We start from the raw sequence: 17,787 nt of genomic DNA on the forward strand, positions 1-17,787 counted from the left end.
ATACATATAACTTAGAGGGTGAGAAAGCATGCTAAGACGGAAACTACTATATCTTCTTTTAACTGTACCATTATACGCTTGGCTCATTAGCATGACGAAAATAGAATTGATGGCTCTATTTTTAGGATATGTATTCATCTTTTCCAACTTAAATCGCATTCAAGAGCAATCTATTTTAGAAATATGTATATTTTCGATTAGTATAGAACTATTTAGTATCGTTTCGATTGTATTATTAAATGAATTATTCCGCTGGATCTATTCATTTGAATTAATGGAATTTGGAAATGTTGTATTGCAAGTAATATGTGCTTATATTATGTTTGTTGTGTTAGACAAAATAGTCGGACAGCAGAGCGTTTTTCAGGATAAAAGAAAATGGGAGTGAAAGGAGCCATTTGGCTCCTTTTTTGAATCTGTTGTAAAAACAATTGAAAATCATGGTATCTGTTATATAATAGTTAAAAATTGTATTTTTAATGAAAAGAGATGATAACATGGCCATATTGTTGGCACTTATCCCAATTATGATGATTTTCATTTGTTTATTTTTATTTAAACAAACGTCATTACGGTCCTCTTTAATTGCTTACGTTGTGTCTGTTGGAATCGTTTTACTCTCGCCAACGTTTCAATTAGGGATAAGTGAAACTGTGCACGCAACGATTAAAGGTTGGTTAATTTGTTTTATTGTCGGGTACGTTTTGTTTTTCGGTATTTTTTTATTTCACCTCATGAACAAAATGGGGTACATCGATCAAGTAGCACGTTTTTTAGAAGAAGTGACGCACGATCGTTTATTACAAATGCTTCTTATGTGTTTTGGTATTTGCCCGCTAATCGAATCAGTAAGTGGATTCGGAATTGGCTTTATGGTTGCAGCACCTATCTTTCTATCATTAGGCTATAAACCGTTTCAAGCTGTACTACTTTCATTTATTGGTTTACTAGCTAGTTCATGGGGCGCAATGGCAACTGGTACGATTATCGGTTCGCAGCTTATAAATATGCCGCTTACAACACTTGGTACAAATACGGCACTACTAAGCATTCCGATGTTTGCTTATTTCGTCATTCTTTCTTTACACGTTGTTGGTGGTTGGCAGGCTGTTATTGAAAAGTGGAAAGAAGGATCCGGTTTCTTTCTATTATTTTCTCTCGGAATCTATCTTTCTAACGCATACGTAAGTGTTGAACTCGCAGGTATATTAAGTTCTATCGTTACAATTACATTTGGTTTTCTTATCATTAAATTAAAAGGAAAAAGTGAGCAAAATTTAATGACAGAACATGCTGCGGCAACGGAGAGAGAAGTATCTATTATAAAAATTATTAGCCCTTATATATTCCTAACAGTTTGTATTTTACTTTCTCGCCTCGTACCAGCATTACATGATGTATTCAGATCATATGCAGTCCTTGATTTAAAATCATACTCTTATAAACTGGAGCTACTATATTCACCAGGATTTTGGCTCGGTATGACTTGCTTATTTACTATTATTTTCTTCCGCATTCCATCTCATATTATTAAACAATCACTCTCGCAAACGATAAAACAATGGATTCCTTTTGCGATTACAACGACAATGTTTATCGCCATTTCAGAACTAATGGGTGCATCTGGCATGCATTCATTACTGGCAAAAACAGCTGGTGAAACATTCGGTACATTTTTCGTTTTCGTTGCTCCGTTTATCGGCGGAATCGGTGGCTTTTTAACAGGTAGTAACGCCGGATCAAATGCGATGTTTATAAAACTACAAATGCAAACTGCGCAAAACGTAGCGCTTCCGTGGCAATACGTCACAACACTGCAAAACACCGCATCATCAGTGGCGACAATCGCTTGCCCTTCACGAATTACGCTAGGCGCGTATTTATGTAATATACCTTATCGTGAAAATGAACTATTAAAGAAGACGACGTTAATGATTTTTGGTGCGGTGTTACTTGTAGTGGTAGAGGTTATTTTTTGGTATATGTTGAGAAATTAAAAATCCTCCTAACATAGGAGGATTTTCTTTATGATTGGATAATGTTTTAAATATGAAAAGCTTCTATTAAATGAATAGGAGATGAAATGTATGCCCCTAAAAAACTACGGCGTGTTAAAAGGTACAGTTATACAATCTAAGATTGGAAAAGGGAAAACACCTCATTATCAAGTTCATTTACAAGGTGAAGCAGGAGTGGATTATCGTATTGCAATTAACGTAAAATCGCAAAGTTATCCGTCAGAAGTTTTATATTTTGCGAGCGACAATATTCGGTCAGAGGCGATTCATATTTTACCGACATTACCGTTCGGTTTTACAGAAGTAAAAAACAATGAACCGAAAGTAGCTTTAGACTACGTAAGAGGTAATGTATTTGATTCGAAACAAATGATTCCTTTACCTGCTGAAAAAGCAGGAGTGGATAATGATTTAAATGAAAAAATAGAACGTTATATAAAACGAGCAATAGAAGAAAAAGCAATTATTTATGCGTTCGGTGAAAGATGGGGACCAGAAGAACATACACCGGATTCTTACTTTCATTTCGAGCCAGGAAACGGTATACACGATATTCATATGAATCAAGGGAATGTAGAGAAATGGAAAGGTGATAATGGTATATGGCAAGACGGAGGAATACTTATTCACTTTGAAAAGGAAGAATCATGGATCGGTATTTTTCTTGCCTTCCAGTCGCAGTCATGGTGTACAGATGAAGAAGGACATGCTCGCGTTCCGGTTGAGCAATGTGATTATAAGAACAATAAGTGATGAGAAGAGGGCGTTCAAAACGAACGCCCTCCTCTTATTTTATAAAACCCAAAACTAACAAGTGTAGAAATACAAGAGAACAGCAGTGCCACGCTAGAAAACGCGATGAGGTACATATTATACTTCATCACTTTGCCAATTAGCTGGTTACTGTCGTACTGAAATAGTCCTGCGATTATGTTGAATAAAAATAATACGATAAACATGACGATCACACCGTCTATTGATCCTTTAATATCTGGTTTACTTAAAGCGATATGTGCAGAAATACAAATAGCGATAAATAAAAATAGCCAAAAGGAAGGATTCAATAAATTACTTATTGTAAATAAGCTTTTCAATAATACGAACGTCGACAAGAGCATGTTTTGAACCATTTCTATATTAATAGAAGTAGAAGCGATTGTTTTTTCGAGAGTTGTATTAAATAAGAAATATGAATTTGGTACGAAATAGCGCATTAAAAGGATTAACGCAGTAATACCAGAAATAATAGGACCGATTCCAATGAAGAAGTTCCCAATTCGTTGATATACACTTTTTTGATTGTATTGATGTTGTACGTAGCCTAAAGCACCTTGACTTGTATCCGTTGGGAAAAACTGCGTTGCTACAATTTTATGACGAAAAAGTACACACATAATGGCATGTCCAAGTTCATGAATAGGAACACCGATCCACGCCGTTAAAAGGAATCCTTTTCTTCCGAAAGCTCTCGACCAATACATGCGTGTGAGAGATTCTAAATAACCTAATAGAAATCCAATTACAATGATAACGCCAATTAAAGAAAATAATTGGATTACGCTTGTAAGGAGTATTTGAAAAATTGAGTTTACCAATTCCATTGTCTTTCATCCAATCTGTTAAAAATGTTATTTGTTCTGTTTCATAATAGCATTATTTTTCAAGATTGCTAGCACATATATTTTCTTTTGAAAGAAGGATTTCATAATCTTTTTCTTGTAGTCATGTTTTATGTCCAAAGTCATATATTGAATTTGTAACACCCTATACGGTATATGCTTAAGGAGGGAAGAGAGAATGAAATGTCCGGCGTGTCAGACGGAAAATACAGCAGAGGCAAAGTTTTGCGGGAATTGTGGACACTCGTTGACGGAGGAAGCAGTAGCGAGTGGTGCACAAGAAGATGAGCAACGAGCACGCGTAGCACCAGCAAAGGAAACTCGACCAAATGAAACGGTAGAGCAGGCGAAGCGGTTTGCGAGTGGCTATTTTCAGTTCTTTAAACATGCTTTCAAAGCACCGACAGCGATTATGAAAAGCGGTAAGGTTGAAGTACGACATGGAATTGTAAGTCTTGTTCTTATTTGTTTTTTAGGTGCATGTATTTTTTATAGAATGATGAGTGCTGCAGCAGCTGTTACGAAAATATTTGCACCAGATATAACTACTCCTACACTCTTTTTGGACTCTGTAACGGTCTTTTTATTTTTACTAATTTTAACTTTATTTGTCGGATTTATTATTTTTGTAAGTGGTAAGATGATGAAATCTTCTTTTTCGTTTCTTGAAGTATTTGGAATATGGGGAACGATAGCAACTCCGGCTATCGCTATATTAGTGCTTTCTTTTCTATTTAGTTTTTTATTAATCTTCTTCTTGCCAATCTTATTAGGGCTGGCTACAACGTATATGGGAATTAGTATAATTGTAGCTACAGTAAAACTAGATAACGGTGGATTAGATCTTGTCTATACTCTTTTTATCGCAAATGTTTTCATCGGAATTGCAACGTTTATCGTGTTTTGGTCTTACATAAACACGATAATTCAAACCTTTACACAGGGATTAACTGGCCTCTAAAGAAAAGGTGGTTGAATGGATGAATGTATGTACAAAGTGTGGACGCAGTTTGAAGATTGAATCTTATAATGTTGAACTCATCAAATCAAGAGAATAGAACACGTGAAAAAAGGTACAGTGCATAACTGTACCTTTTTTATGGTTTTTTATCTGAACCAGGATCCCTTGAGAAAAAGATATGAAAGAGGAATGTGACTTTACTTGCTCCTCCTGATGTACTTGCTTGCACATCAGATAATGCGCTAGATGTTAACACACCTTCAGAATGAGGGGGTACGACTATTTTGAGAGTATCATCTGATTCTGATGATGCAGTAACTGTTATTGTATCATCGGATAAGTTCAAAATTTTTACAGTACCGATTGGTAAGATGGACTTGCCAGCGTGTGATGCTGAAGCGAAGTGAGAGCCTTTCCAAATCGTTTGTGGGAAAGTTTCATCATTAGATAACCAAGCACGAGCACTATAAATGGTTGCGTTAATAGAAAATTCTTGATCAAGCGACAAGGCGGGTTTTGGTTCTTTCGGTTCCTCTGGAGTTTGAGCGAGAAGGCCGGCGCACATGTATGTTTCACCTACTTTCAATAGTTACTGTTATAGCATATTAAACATGTTGTTTATAAGACACGACACTTACCTATTAAGGCATAGGTTTGTGCACCAAATTTGAAGTTGAAATTCTCTTTCTTTACAATGGAAGTAGGTGTTATTTCTGTAAAATATGGAAAACGTAAAGAGTATGCAAAAAAGAAGGAGTGGTAAAGTGAACTATGTCATTATTGGCGGAGATGCAGCTGGTATGAGTGCAGCTATGCAAATTGTTAGAAACGATGAAAATGCAAATGTTGTGACGTTAGAAAAAGGTGAAATTTATTCGTACGCTCAGTGTGGATTACCATATGTCATTAGTGGTGCTATCGCTTCAACGGAAAAATTAATCGCGCGCAATGTAAAGACGTTTCGTGATAAATACGGAATTGATGCGAAAGTGCGTCATGAAGTAACGAAAGTTGATACGGAAAAGAAAATGGTGTACGCAGAGCATACAGAGACGAAAGATATTTTTCAATTTCCATATGACCGTTTACTAGTTGCAACTGGCGTACGCCCTGTTATGCCGGAATGGGAAGGACGAGAGTTACAAGGCGTTCATCTTTTAAAAACAATTCCGGATGCTGAGCGCATATTAAAAACGTTAGAGACGAATAAAGTTGAAGATGTAACCATTATTGGTGGTGGTGCAATTGGACTTGAGATGGCAGAAACATTCGTCGAACTTGGTAAGAAAGTAAGAATGATTGAGCGAAATGATCATATCGGTACGATTTATGATGCAGATATGGCTGAACATATACATAAAGAAGCAGGTAAACATAATATTGAAATTTTAACGAATGAAAATGTAAAAGCATTTAAAGGAAATGAAAGAGTGGAACAAATTGAAACGGATAAAGGAACGTATAAAGCAGATCTTGTTTTAGTATCAGTTGGAGTGAAGCCGAATACTGATTTTCTTGAAGGAACAAATATACGCACAAATTATAAAGGGGCAATCGAAGTAAATGCATATATGCAAACGAATGTGCAGGACGTATATGCAGCTGGTGATTGTGCCACACATTACCACGTTATAAAGGAAATTCATGATCATATCCCGCTCGGAACGACTGCTAATAAACAAGGCCGACTCGCTGGACTGAATATGCTTGATAAACGAAGAGCCTTTAAAGGTACGTTAGGTACAGGTATTATTAAATTTATGGATTTGACGCTCGCAAGAACAGGCTTAAATGAAAAAGAAGCAAAAGGGCTAAATATCCCATATAAGACGGTTAATGTAGATTCAACAAATATGGCCGGTTATTATCCAAGTGCTAAGCCACTTCACTTAAAATTACTATATCGCTCGGACACAAAACAATTATTAGGCGGACAAGTAATTGGAGAAGAAGGCGTAGATAAACGTATTGATGTAATCGCAATGGCACTTTTCAATAAAATGAGCATTCACGATTTAGAAGATGTCGATTTAAGTTACGCACCACCATATAACAGCGTTTGGGATCCAATTCAGCAAGCGGCAAGACGAGCGGAATAGCACTTTTTAAGTGCTATTTTTTCGTTAAAGGGGAATCGTCATTTTTGTCGAATGAAGAGGATTGGGAAATAGTTGCATATAGGGAAGGGGATTATTAAAAATGTTTGTAACACTTCAAGCAGTTCCAGAATCAGAAAAAGAAATATTACGTAATTTGTACGCACTATATCTTCATGACCTCTCTAAATTCACTGCTAACATAACTATTGGAGCGGACGGATTTTTTGAATACGAAGATTTGCATATGTTTTGGGTAAATGATGGAATCACTCCGTATTTTATTAAAAGTGACAATGATATTGTAGGGTTTTTATTGCTACTGGAACGTCCATACTTGAAAAAAGAAAATGACTTTAGCATAAATGACATTTTCATATTGAATCAGTACAAAGGAAAAGGAATCGGTAAACAAGTTATTGAGAATTTATTAAAGGAGAAAAGAGGACAATATTTCGTTATCGAACTTGTGAAAAATATACCAGCAGTTTCTTTTTGGAAGAAAGTATATAGGGAGCTAACCATCGAATTTGATGAGAAAACACAGTTAATCGATGATGAAGAATGTCTCGTTCAAACGTTTAAAATATAATGAAATCGGTGCCTCTAGTAGATTACTTTGAAATTTAACTTTATTTTGAATATACCGTTCGCCCTTGAAAACATAGTGCTTATCGCTTATATTTTCATATAGTATTTATTTTTAAATAAAGCAATGAACGAACCAGGGGGCACAGTATGGCAATTAACATGAAAACAATCGAAGAATGGATTGCTGAATCAAACGCAAGACAAGAAGAAGACTTTGGAAACGTTGTGGAAGAGATGAAAGAAGTATGCGTCGGACTTGATAATGCGACATTAATTTATACGAAAAATGTATTTTGTTTCGGTAAGAAAGTAGAAGTATTGTTCTTCTTCCAAGATCATGTCGTGATTGGACAAGAAAAAGAAGAATATGTTGAAATCGAAAAATTAAAGTATGAAGCAATTACACATAGCAACTTAAAAACAAATGACAAAAATACAACGTTAGAATTAAAGTTTGCTAATGGACAATCTATTAATTTAGATAGTTTAAATGATAACTACGGTACGAAAAACTGGTTATTTGCAAGACAAATTAAGAGTATCTTTAAGTTAATCTAGTAAAAAAGCACGCCGTCCACCGGCGTGCTTCTAATTACGCAAATCCCCTTTTAACCAATTCCGTGCTCGATACGCCCCAACAGGAATTTGAATGAGAGACGTTTCATTTCCAGTATCTATCCCGTATAACTGATCACATGAATTTGTATCAAAACTTAGTAATGGATGACCGCCCATCCCCATCGCGGTTGCGGCGAAAACGAGTTTATGGACGAGTATGCCAGCTTCCATTTGGTGAATACGGTACCCTCTATAGCCTAATGCACGTGTATAGTAATCTTTCTTTCCGACTACATGTAGGCAAAGCGGTACTTGAAAAAGATTCACGTTATCCATCGTCATACTAGATTGAAGGGGATAACGAAGGTCTCCATATCGAAGTGGTTGTATGGAATGCGTTTTACTGTTATAAGCGTAAGCACCGTTTTCTATATTTTTTACGTTATAAAAACATCCATATAAGGAAACGCGCGCATTTTCATTTACATACTGACCATCAAGGTCGTTGTAATAAGGGAAGGAGAGGCTCGCTTCTTGTAGTAAAGTAGCGAGCTCGGCTGCATCCCATTTCGTGAAAGTAAAGTCAGCATCAGGGGAATACCGTTCTTTACAAAGTTGTAAGAAATCATACGATAACCGTTCTACTTGCGGCAACTGTACAGCGTGCGCATGATGTTGATAGTGCTCTTCATGATGTAGTGTGTGGAAGTGTGCTGTCGATTCGATCATAGAAGCTTCATTTATTTTTGTTATCATAGGATGTTTATATACTTGCTTTGATCGAACGAAATATTCGTGTGCTAACGGCGGAATTTGCTGTAACAACTCATGAGAAGTAACTGTTTTATTTTCACGGTAATCATTGTGAAACCAATTAGTTTGCGATTCTGTACTTAAAGGAATAACAGCATACACACTTTCTTCGCTTTCTGACAGTCCGAGTAAATGATTGATTGCACGGTCTAGAAACTGAAAATATACGCCATTTGTGTAACCGAATTGTTTGGCACATGCAAGTAATTGTCCGATGAGAACACCGCTATCTAATCCTTGAAGTCGGTATGAAAAGTTATTGTATTTAAAGAAGTTTTTCCAAAACATAGTAGATACGAATGCAGCACCAAAACAAGACTGTATGTTACAACGATTGCCAAGTGCTTCCGAAAGATAAGAATCGAAATTTCCTTCACGAAGTAAAACAAGCCGGTGATGCGCGGCATCGTAATGGTAAATGCCGTCTGGATAATCGTCAATCTTTAAATATATATACAATTCATTTGGATATAAAGCGCCGCCTGAAGGGATAGATCTTCGGAATAAAATTTTCTCGCTATTTAGCTGACATAACTGAGTTAAACCGAATGAGTACCAAAGGTAATGACCAATTTCCTTCAAAGTTTGTGTAGTAGAAGAGTTAGGTAAAGATAATGGTATTTCTAAAGGGAGAGGGATGACAGGTACATTTCGATATAATTTATAAGGAAGTGGTGCATCTTCCCAGTCCACTTCATGATTCGGCATAATTTCATCGATAGAAAAATGGAGATGATGTAAAAAAGTATCTAGCTGCATAGAATCCCCTCCTTTACTATGGAAACGGATGCGGATGTGGATTTAATTGTTCATTCGTTAAAGGCTCAGCGCTATATCCAAGTGTCATCGGTACTGTATATACTCTATCTAGTCCTGTAACCCGAGTAAGATGGTGACCGAACGTCATCGGGAGCATGCCTGGAATAATGACTTTTACACAATGTAATCCGTTTTTTTCTATAAGGGGTACTGTTTGATCTACAACGATTACTTCAAGTCCAGATTGCTGCAGACGGTTTAAAAGTTGATGAAGATCGGATGTTAAATCTAGATCAACTGATTGTAATGCATTCATTTCTTGGAACGATTGCACAGGGGCATCGTCACGTAAAAGGAAGTGAAGCCGTTCTTCTGCTTCTTTCAATCCGTACAGCATACTATGGTCTTCCATTTTATTAACGAGATAAGGATCGTGTAAGCAGTTTTCGTAATGCTCTCTTTTTTGTTCGAGTTCATCGTCTGCTATTAGTAACATGCCTGCTATTTCATGGATGGCACTCTTTAAAGCGCGGACAGGGTCTAAATGAGAGCCTCCCGCACAAACAACGTTCATTCCATTTTCACGCGTATTTTTCGCAATTACCCATAAGCTTGGGATACCGTGTTCCATCGTTGCGTTAAAAGCATGTAACTCATACCCAGTAATCGTGTACAGCCGCTGAATCATTAATTGTAATTCCGTATCATTTGCTGAACTAAAATCAAGGCGGGGGAGAGGTAATTCGGCATACCAAGTGAGCAAAAAGGCGTCACGCTCTACAATTTCTAAAATGCCGTGAAAAATGGCTTCTTCTAAACTACCACCAATTGCACATCCATTTGATGTTTCATACACGAAAGCATCTCGATGACCGAGGCTATAATAAGCAATTGATTCAGGAACTAAAAGTGGCCGGTTTTGTAATAAAGAGTAGCCCCATACCCAGTTTTGTTCATAGTCAGGATCAAACGGCTTAAACGGAAAACTATTACGATTATAATGTTCATTTGTATGTACACCGAGCGAGAGTGGATTAAGTGCATGATCCTCTAACTCACGAAAACTGCCGTGTACATTTGTCTTTTTTCCTCGAGGTGACATACCACAATATCGTTCTAAACCTTCTAAAATAGCAGTTGCTTCACTTATTGCAAATGAATGAGTTCGGCCTGCAACACCCTCATTTCCAAACATTAATGGCATGTTTATAATAACGTCAGCAAATGGTAATAAAGAGTGCTGCATTTTTCCGTTTAACATACCGACCCGATAATCTAAATAATCTCTCGTTAAAAATGTGTTTAGTTCATGAATGGAACGACAGCGATATGCTGCTTCGCTTGTTTTTAAGCTCGGTTGTAACGAAATCGCTGCTGCATCTGCCGTATCATCAGGCAAATTGCTACATACAGGGCAGAGTGGATCGGGAAGAAAAGAATGCCGCGTACATTGCAGTGTTTGTAAGTTTAGTAAAATGAGTTCATTTTCTAAAGAAGAATGGTTATGAGTTAATATTTTCTCTGTTTCTGCACGAATAAGATGGCACATTTGTAACATGCCATTTTGGGTGGCACGTACATCACGCCTTGTTACATTATCTGCCTTTAACGCATATTTCCGCTGTAGTTCCCACATTTCTTGTTGATCAAAGCCAGCGATAAACCGGCGTCCATCAGAGCAGTTGGAACAGCCAGTTGCAAGAGGATGAATGTAAGGACCGATAATACCTTCACCAAATGAAGTGAATGCACGTAGCCATGGAATATGATTCGACCGAAACATTAGCTCGGCATCATGATGAATAGTAGAAGGAGAGCCATCATGTAATACGAGAGCGAGATGAATATTTTCAGGGAGTTCTTCTGTAAGGTTATGTTGGCGAATGATAGAATATTGTTTGCATAGTTGATCATGTACATAGTTTGCAAGTAAGCCATCTCCTATAAGCAATATATTTTGAGTCATAGACTGTCCTCCTTTGCAATTAATACACCGTACACACCATCTAAGTTTTCTTTCAAAAATGATTCAATGGCTAAATCAAACACGAATGGATAAAAATTATGTTCTTCTAAATGTTGCAAGGCAAGCTGTACAGATTGCGTGCTTGGAATTTCTTCTTCCGCTTGTATTTCCACTCTAAAAGAATCCGTGTCATATAAAATAATAGAGGATTCAGGCAAGATATTAGCTCTGTAAGGAGTCTCTTCATTTTGAATATGAAGAAGTGATAGTTGTAGTGCGTTTCGTAAGGCTAACGTCATATTAATATTAGATGCACCGTACCAGCGATCATTTATACCGATCCAAACGACAGGAAAGCTGAGAATCTCTTCACTTACTGCTATTTTAGGTGTTTCATGAATTGTAGAGAGAGCATCGTAATAAAATCTACAATGTTTATCATGAATTTCAGTTAAATCAATCGTCGTAATTTCTTCTAGCATATGTGACTGCCGCTCATACAATTTATTATTTAAATGTTGTTGTAGCGCCCGGTATACACCTTCTGTCATCGTTTCTCCAGCGCCAATACCGATATCATTATGTTCAGGAATAAGGCGATGCATAATTTCCGCTACGTATGTTTCAATTCCTGTTAAACCAGCTTCTCGGCGCGCTTCATTATGAGTTAAACCACCACAAGTCATAAGGGGCAGGAGGGAAGCAGGACCATCTGATAGTGGAGTAGCTACTTGAATATGGCATTGTGATAACGGTAATTGATATGAATCTTGTTCATCCCATACATGGAATAAACCAGCTTCTTTAGAAGTTAATGAGTCGAAAAAGCGGAATAAATCAGTTGAGGTATGTTGGTTGGACCGATGCTCAAGTTGTTCAGGAAGATTTTCTATCGTATCAATTGTAAAACTTTCATCAGTTGCGAGAGGATGTTTTATAAAAGGATGCCATGCTCCTTCGAGTGTTTCGTAATTTAATAAAAAGAATTGTGGTTCTTTTTCTCGGTAAGAATCATCAGCGACATGCTTAAGTAATTCAAATACGATTATATTTGCTAACATTGCAGATGGAAGTGGTGAAAATGATGCTGATGAATGTTCATTTTGTAAAGTTGTTTCATGTAGCCGATGCCATGCGGATTCCCAGCATTCTTCATGATTAGCTATTACGATAGGGCCCGCTATACCAAGTGCTGATAAACAGACGGCAGGTATGAAGTTCTTTCCTATTTCTCTACAAATCGTGTGAACTGCTCTTAGGCCTTCAATATCTCCATTTTGAGAAACATACAAAATCCAGTCGAAAGGCTCGAACACTTCATGAAGGGGAAGATCAATTGTCGTATCTATTTCCTGAACAAGGACATGATCATCAACTTCATGTGCAAGCTCTACTAGCTCATGAATGCGATCGTAATTTGTTTCCTCATAATCTGTAACAAGGTAATGAAAGGTAGGTAATCCTGATTCTAATAAAGAAGAAACTAAGGAAGTAAGCATATCTCCAGAACCAATTATAAGGACGTTTGCCGCGCGATACGTTTCGAATTTTAGAGCGCCTGAATGAGAATCAGCTTCTAAAAATTCAATTTGTGAAGCGTATCTATCAAGTAATGCGCTATTTAATGCATGAGGTGCATCTTGACTTACATCCCGAACGAAACCATTTTCATATAAAATCTCTCCAATTTCAAATACACGATTTTGATAGGGGAGAGGGAGACCATCGGTTATTTCTGCTAAAGAATAATTCCCGTTAAACATTGGCATTAATTTTTCAATCCAGTTGTAAATTCCATCACCGTCCATACGAAATGAACTGGCATTATTTCGAAAATAGACACCCCCGTTTGAGTCGGGGAGGAAAAAAGTATCCTTATTTACTTTAAGTTTTGCATCAATTGGAAGGTTATTCATTTTAATCCTCCTTACGTTTTAGGCATACATTATTAGCTTATGTTATGAAATTTGTCCCGTATGAACGCAATAAAAAAAGGCTGTAGAATAATTCATTCTACAGCCTGTGATAGATTATTAATCTATCAACCTTCTAATAATAATGATTTTGGATCTTCAAGCATATCTTTAACTGCAACAAGGAAGCTAACTGCTTCTTTACCATCAACAATACGGTGATCGTAAGATAGTGCAAGGTACATCATCGGACGGTTTTCCATACGCTCGTTATCAATCGCAACTGGACGTACTTGGATTTTATGCATTCCTAGAATACCTACTTGTGGGCTATTTAGGATTGGTGTTGACATTAGAGAACCGAATACACCACCGTTTGTAATTGTGAATGTACCACCTTGTAACTCTTTTAATGAAAGTTTATTATCGCGTGCTTTCAGACCTAAATTACGAATCTCGCTTTCAATTTCAGCGAAGTTCAATTGGTTAGCATCACGTACAACTGGAACAACTAATCCATCTGGAGCTGCTACTGCAATACCGATATCATAGAATTTTTTAATAATAAGCTCGTCGCCTTGAATTTCAGCATTTAATAATGGGAATTGTTTTAATGCTGCAACAACTGCTTTTGTGAAGAATGACATGAAGCCAAGACGTACATCATGTTTTTTCTCGAAAGCGTCTTTACGCTCTTTACGTAATTCCATGATTGCAGTCATATCAACTTCGTTAAATGTTGTTAACATTGCAGATGTTTGTTGAACTTCTACAAGGCGTTTTGCAATTGTTTGACGGCGGCGGGACATTTTCACGCGCTCAACTGGTTTTTCGAATTCCGTTTTTGCAACTGGAGCAGGAGCTGGACTTTTTGGAGCAGCTGGTGCTTCTTTTGGTGCGGCAGCATGAGCTTGTACATCGTGTGGTCTCACACGTCCAAGTGGATCTGTACTACGTACGTCGTTTAAGTCGATACCTAATTCACGAGCCATTTTTCTAGCAGCTGGTGATGCGATAGGACGGTTCGTATTCGGTAAACCTTGTAAAGCTGTAGTTTGCTCAGCATTTGGTGCCGCAGCTTTCGGTGCTTCAGTTGTTTCTTGTTTTGGCTGTTCAGCAGCCGGTGCAGGTGTACTTACTGCAACTGGTGCTCCGTTTGCATCTAAAATTGCGATAGTTGCACCAACTTCAACTGTATCCCCAGGTTCGCCTAGTAACTTCGATACAATACCTGAATCTTCTGCAATGATTTCTACATTGACTTTATCAGTTTCAAGCTCAACAACGCTGCCACCTTTCTCAACTTTGTCGCCTACGTTGATAAGCCATTGTGAGATAGTTCCTTCAGTAATAGATTCTGCAAGCTCAGGTACTTTAATTTCGATCATTTTAAATGTCCTCCCCTTATTTGCCTAACGGTGTGTTTTTTCTTCTTTTGTCTTCGGTAATCTCCATTTGTTAGCCTGCCCCCGGGCAGAATATCTGTCCGGGGAACAAGCTAGAAACCTTCGTTGTTACTTTCAGTTGCTGAAAACTTCAATTTCTTGTTTATCTTGACGGAAGTTATACTTCACATCTAAAGCGTGTGCAACAATTAGTTCTTGCTCAGCTTTGTGAGCGAATGGATCGCCGCCAGATGGGCTAGAGCGATCTGGGCGTCCAATATAACCTGTTTTCACTTTATCTCCAGCAAGTTCGAACAGAATTGGAGCCATGTAATGCCATGCGCCCATATTACGAGGTTCTTCTTGAACCCAAATAATTTCTTCTAAGTTTTTAAAGCGTTTAATAATAGATTGAACTTTCTCAGCAGGGAATGGGTACAGCTGTTCAATACGAACGACATGAACTTCATCTAAGTTATACTCATGTTTACCAGACTCAATTTCTGCTGCTAAGTCAATCGCCATTTTACCTGTGCTTAAAACAAGACGTTTTACTTTAGTTGGTTTCATGCCAAGGTTTTCTTGTTCTAGAGCAGGCTGGAAACGTCCTTCGCTTAACTGACTAGCAGTTGAAAGCGTAAGTGGGTGACGTAATAAACTCTTCGGCGTCATCAATACTAATGGTCGAACAGCTTCTGTTCCTAAGATAGATGCTTGACGACGTAAAATATGGAAGTATTGTGCCGCGCTCGTTAAGTTTGCAACTGTCCAGTTATTCTCAGCAGCTAACTGTAAGAAACGCTCTGGACGTGCACTAGAGTGCTCTGGTCCTTGACCTTCATAACCGTGCGGTAATAGAAGAACTAAACCAGATTTTTGACCCCATTTTGCTCTTCCAGCTGAAACATATTGATCAAATAATGCTTGCGCAGTATTTGAGAAGTCACCATATTGCGCTTCCCACATAACAAGAGTTTCTGGAGCGAATACGTTATAACCATACTCGTAACCAACAACAGCAGCTTCTGATAACGGACTGTTATGAACAGAGAAGGACGCATTAATGTTTGGTAAGCGATGTAATGGTGAATATGTTTCATTTGTATCAGTATCGTGTAATACGATATGACGGTGCGCGAATGTACCACGCTGTGAATCTTGACCAGTTAAACGAATTGGCGTACCTTCTTGTAAAATAGAAGCGAATGCTAATGACTCAGCAAGTGCCCATTCAATTTTACCGTTCTCTTCAAGAGCGTCTTTACGGCGTTCAAGAATTTTCTTTACTTTCGGATATACGTTAAAGCCTTCTGGCCAAGATAGTAGACCTTCATTAATTGCACGAAGTGAGTCAATCTCAACACCAGTATCAATTGGCTGAATGCCTTTTGCAACAACATCTGGCACTTTAACGTGAATTGTTGCAGCGCTCGTATCAGCTGGTGGTACTTGTGCATAGTCAGATTTTAATTGCTCTTGTATAAACTGAGTCATTGTTTCAACCTCATCTGCATTTAGAACACCAGCAGCTTGTAATTGATCTGCATAAATCGCTCTTACAGTTGGGTGGTTTTTAATCTTTTTGTACACTTGTGGTTGCGTAACTGCTGGGTCATCCATTTCGTTATGACCGTAGCGGCGGTAACCAATTAAATCGATTAAGAAGTCTTTTTTGAACAATGTACGATATTGAATCGCAAGGTTAGCAGCAGCAAGACAAGCTTCTGGATCATCAGCGTTCACGTGAACAATCGGAATATCGAAACCTTTTGCAAGGTCACTTGAATATTTCGTAGAACGAGAATCATAGCTATCAGTCGTAAAGCCAACTGCATTGTTTGCGATAACATGAATTGTTCCGCCTGTTTGGTACGCGTTCAATCTGCTCAAGTTCAACGTTTCAGATACAATACCTTGACCAGGGAATGCAGCATCACCATGAACTAAAATTACGAATGATTTTGAAGTATTTTGTTCTGGAAGACCAGATTTTTTACGATTCTCTTGAGCCGCACGTGCAAAACCTTCTACAACAGGGTTAACGAACTCAAGGTGACTTGGGTTATTTGCTAATGTAACGCGAGTGCTAACTTCTTCGTTACTAACGACTTGTTCTCTACCTAAATGGTATTTCACGTCGCCAGTCCAGCCAGAATTTGCGACTGCGCCTTCTATTTTTGCATGTTTGAACTCAGCAAACATGTGATTATATGGTTTTTCTAATACGTGTGCAAGTACGCTTAGACGACCGCGGTGAGCCATACCAATCATGACATCTTCTACGCCGCCCTTTGCACCTTCTAGAACAATTTCATCTAGAACAGGTACAAGCATATCAACGCCCTCGATAGAGAAACGCTTTTGCCCAACGAATGTTTTATGCAAGAATTGCTCGAAACCTTCAACAGCTGTTAAACGTTTTAAAAGAGCAGTTCGTTTTTTATTTGATAGTGGTTGACGCAATGAATTTGATTCCACCATTTGATGCAACCACGCGCGTTCTTCACTATCTTGTATATGAGAAAATTCATAAGCTAAAGATTTTGTATAAACGTCTTTTAATCTATGAATTACATCAAGTGCAGTGTGAATACCTTCTGGTGCATCTTGCCATACTGTTTTTGCTGGAATCGCTTTCAAGTCAGCATCGCTTAGTTCGTTCATTGCTTTCTCAAGAAGAGATTGTCCATTAGCAGCATCTTCCATCGGATTGATGTGAGCCAACGTATGCCCGAATGAACGAATCTGTTCAACAAGCTGAACGACTTTAAGAATTTTTTCAATGTTCCCTGTGTTTTGAGGAGAAAAATGTGTTGCTGTGTTGTCCCCTGTTACGACATCATCTTGAAACGAAGGAGCTCCAAAAATTTCAAAAAGCTCTTGTAATTCCGGATCAACAGAACCTGCTCCAGTTACGTAAAGATCATACTGCTCAATAACATAACCAAGGTTCGGACCATGGAACTTGGCCCAAGGGTTTGTCGTTGTATTCTTCCTCGTCATTTGTTTAAACCTCCCAATGCATATAATCCTTTTTCCATACAAAAGGTGCATTTTGCTCTTTTCAATAATTGATGAACCAATAATCAATGTAAATGTTTTCTTTAC

The 17,787-nt window shown here is 37.9% G+C and carries 14 protein-coding genes; 7 read left to right on the forward strand and 7 right to left on the reverse strand.

Features of this window, described 5'->3' with window-relative positions; all coding sequences use genetic code 11:
* Positions 1–28 precede the first annotated feature (28 nt).
* The 3 genes from J0835_RS06410 (at position 29) to J0835_RS06420 (ending at position 2,771) form a co-directional block, all read left to right on the forward strand.
* Positions 29–388, forward strand: coding sequence for a DUF4029 domain-containing protein (locus tag J0835_RS06410; protein ID WP_087979824.1), 360 nt, complete (start codon positions 29–31; stop codon positions 386–388).
* A 109-nt stretch (positions 389–497) separates the two neighbouring features.
* Positions 498–1,997, forward strand: coding sequence for an L-lactate permease (locus J0835_RS06415; protein WP_087979825.1), 1,500 nt, complete (start codon positions 498–500; stop codon positions 1,995–1,997).
* A 90-nt stretch (positions 1,998–2,087) separates the two neighbouring features.
* On the forward strand, positions 2,088–2,771 hold the full coding sequence (locus J0835_RS06420; RefSeq protein WP_087979826.1) for a DUF2278 family protein: 684 nt from the start codon (positions 2,088–2,090) through the stop codon (positions 2,769–2,771).
* Between the two features lie 14 nt (positions 2,772–2,785).
* Here the strand turns inward: J0835_RS06420 and J0835_RS06425 are convergent, their stop codons facing one another.
* Positions 2,786–3,619 carry a hypothetical protein gene (locus tag J0835_RS06425; protein WP_046958289.1) on the reverse strand — a complete coding sequence of 278 codons (834 nt, stop codon included), beginning with the start codon at positions 3,617–3,619 and terminating at the stop codon, positions 2,786–2,788.
* Between the two features lie 196 nt (positions 3,620–3,815).
* Between J0835_RS06425 and J0835_RS06430 the strand changes: the two genes are divergently transcribed.
* Positions 3,816–4,598: a zinc ribbon domain-containing protein gene (locus tag J0835_RS06430; protein WP_087979827.1), complete on the forward strand. Its 783-nt coding sequence runs from the start codon at positions 3,816–3,818 to the stop codon at positions 4,596–4,598.
* A gap of 136 nt (positions 4,599–4,734) precedes the next feature.
* On the opposite strand, the gene J0835_RS06435 is transcribed toward J0835_RS06430, so the two are convergent.
* Complete coding sequence (locus tag J0835_RS06435; protein ID WP_048567043.1) at positions 4,735–5,163, reverse strand: hypothetical protein; 429 nt, start codon at positions 5,161–5,163, stop codon at positions 4,735–4,737.
* A 199-nt stretch (positions 5,164–5,362) separates the two neighbouring features.
* Here J0835_RS06435 and J0835_RS06440 point away from each other — a divergent pair, with 199 nt between their 5' ends.
* The 3 genes from J0835_RS06440 (at position 5,363) to J0835_RS06450 (ending at position 7,843) form a co-directional block, all read left to right on the forward strand.
* Positions 5,363–6,697 (forward strand): FAD-dependent oxidoreductase, encoded by a 1,335-nt coding sequence (locus tag J0835_RS06440; RefSeq protein WP_087979828.1) that lies wholly within the window; start codon positions 5,363–5,365, stop codon positions 6,695–6,697.
* Positions 6,698–6,797: 100 nt separating this feature from the next.
* Positions 6,798–7,286 carry a GNAT family N-acetyltransferase gene (locus tag J0835_RS06445; protein ID WP_087979829.1) on the forward strand — a complete coding sequence of 163 codons (489 nt, stop codon included), beginning with the start codon at positions 6,798–6,800 and terminating at the stop codon, positions 7,284–7,286.
* Between the two features lie 146 nt (positions 7,287–7,432).
* Entirely contained in the window at positions 7,433–7,843 is a 411-nt protein-coding gene (locus tag J0835_RS06450; protein ID WP_087979830.1) for a DUF3908 family protein, read from the forward strand.
* A gap of 30 nt (positions 7,844–7,873) precedes the next feature.
* Here the strand turns inward: J0835_RS06450 and J0835_RS06455 are convergent, their stop codons facing one another.
* From J0835_RS06455 to odhA, 5 genes are all read right to left on the reverse strand, one after another.
* The gene (locus J0835_RS06455) at positions 7,874–9,415 is read right to left on the reverse strand and encodes a SagB family peptide dehydrogenase (RefSeq protein ID WP_087979831.1); all 1,542 of its coding nucleotides are present in this window, start codon (positions 9,413–9,415) and stop codon (positions 7,874–7,876) included.
* A 16-nt stretch (positions 9,416–9,431) separates the two neighbouring features.
* The gene (locus J0835_RS06460) at positions 9,432–11,381 is read right to left on the reverse strand and encodes a TOMM precursor leader peptide-binding protein (RefSeq protein ID WP_087979832.1); all 1,950 of its coding nucleotides are present in this window, start codon (positions 11,379–11,381) and stop codon (positions 9,432–9,434) included.
* Positions 11,378–13,297, reverse strand: a complete 1,920-nt coding sequence (locus J0835_RS06465; RefSeq protein WP_087979833.1) for a putative thiazole-containing bacteriocin maturation protein — start codon at positions 13,295–13,297, stop codon at positions 11,378–11,380. The genes J0835_RS06460 and J0835_RS06465 overlap by 4 nt, the downstream gene beginning before the upstream one ends.
* 125 nt (positions 13,298–13,422) lie before the next feature.
* A complete protein-coding gene (gene odhB, locus J0835_RS06470) occupies positions 13,423–14,682 on the reverse strand; it encodes a 2-oxoglutarate dehydrogenase complex dihydrolipoyllysine-residue succinyltransferase (RefSeq protein ID WP_087979834.1) in 1,260 nt (419 codons plus the stop codon).
* A gap of 132 nt (positions 14,683–14,814) precedes the next feature.
* Positions 14,815–17,682, reverse strand: coding sequence for a 2-oxoglutarate dehydrogenase E1 component (gene odhA, locus J0835_RS06475; RefSeq protein ID WP_087979835.1), 2,868 nt, complete (start codon positions 17,680–17,682; stop codon positions 14,815–14,817).
* Positions 17,683–17,787 lie beyond the last annotated feature (105 nt).

The organism is Bacillus cereus group sp. Sample62, from assembly GCF_036851315.1.
Lineage (GTDB): Bacteria > Bacillota > Bacilli > Bacillales > Bacillaceae_G > Bacillus_A > Bacillus_A wiedmannii.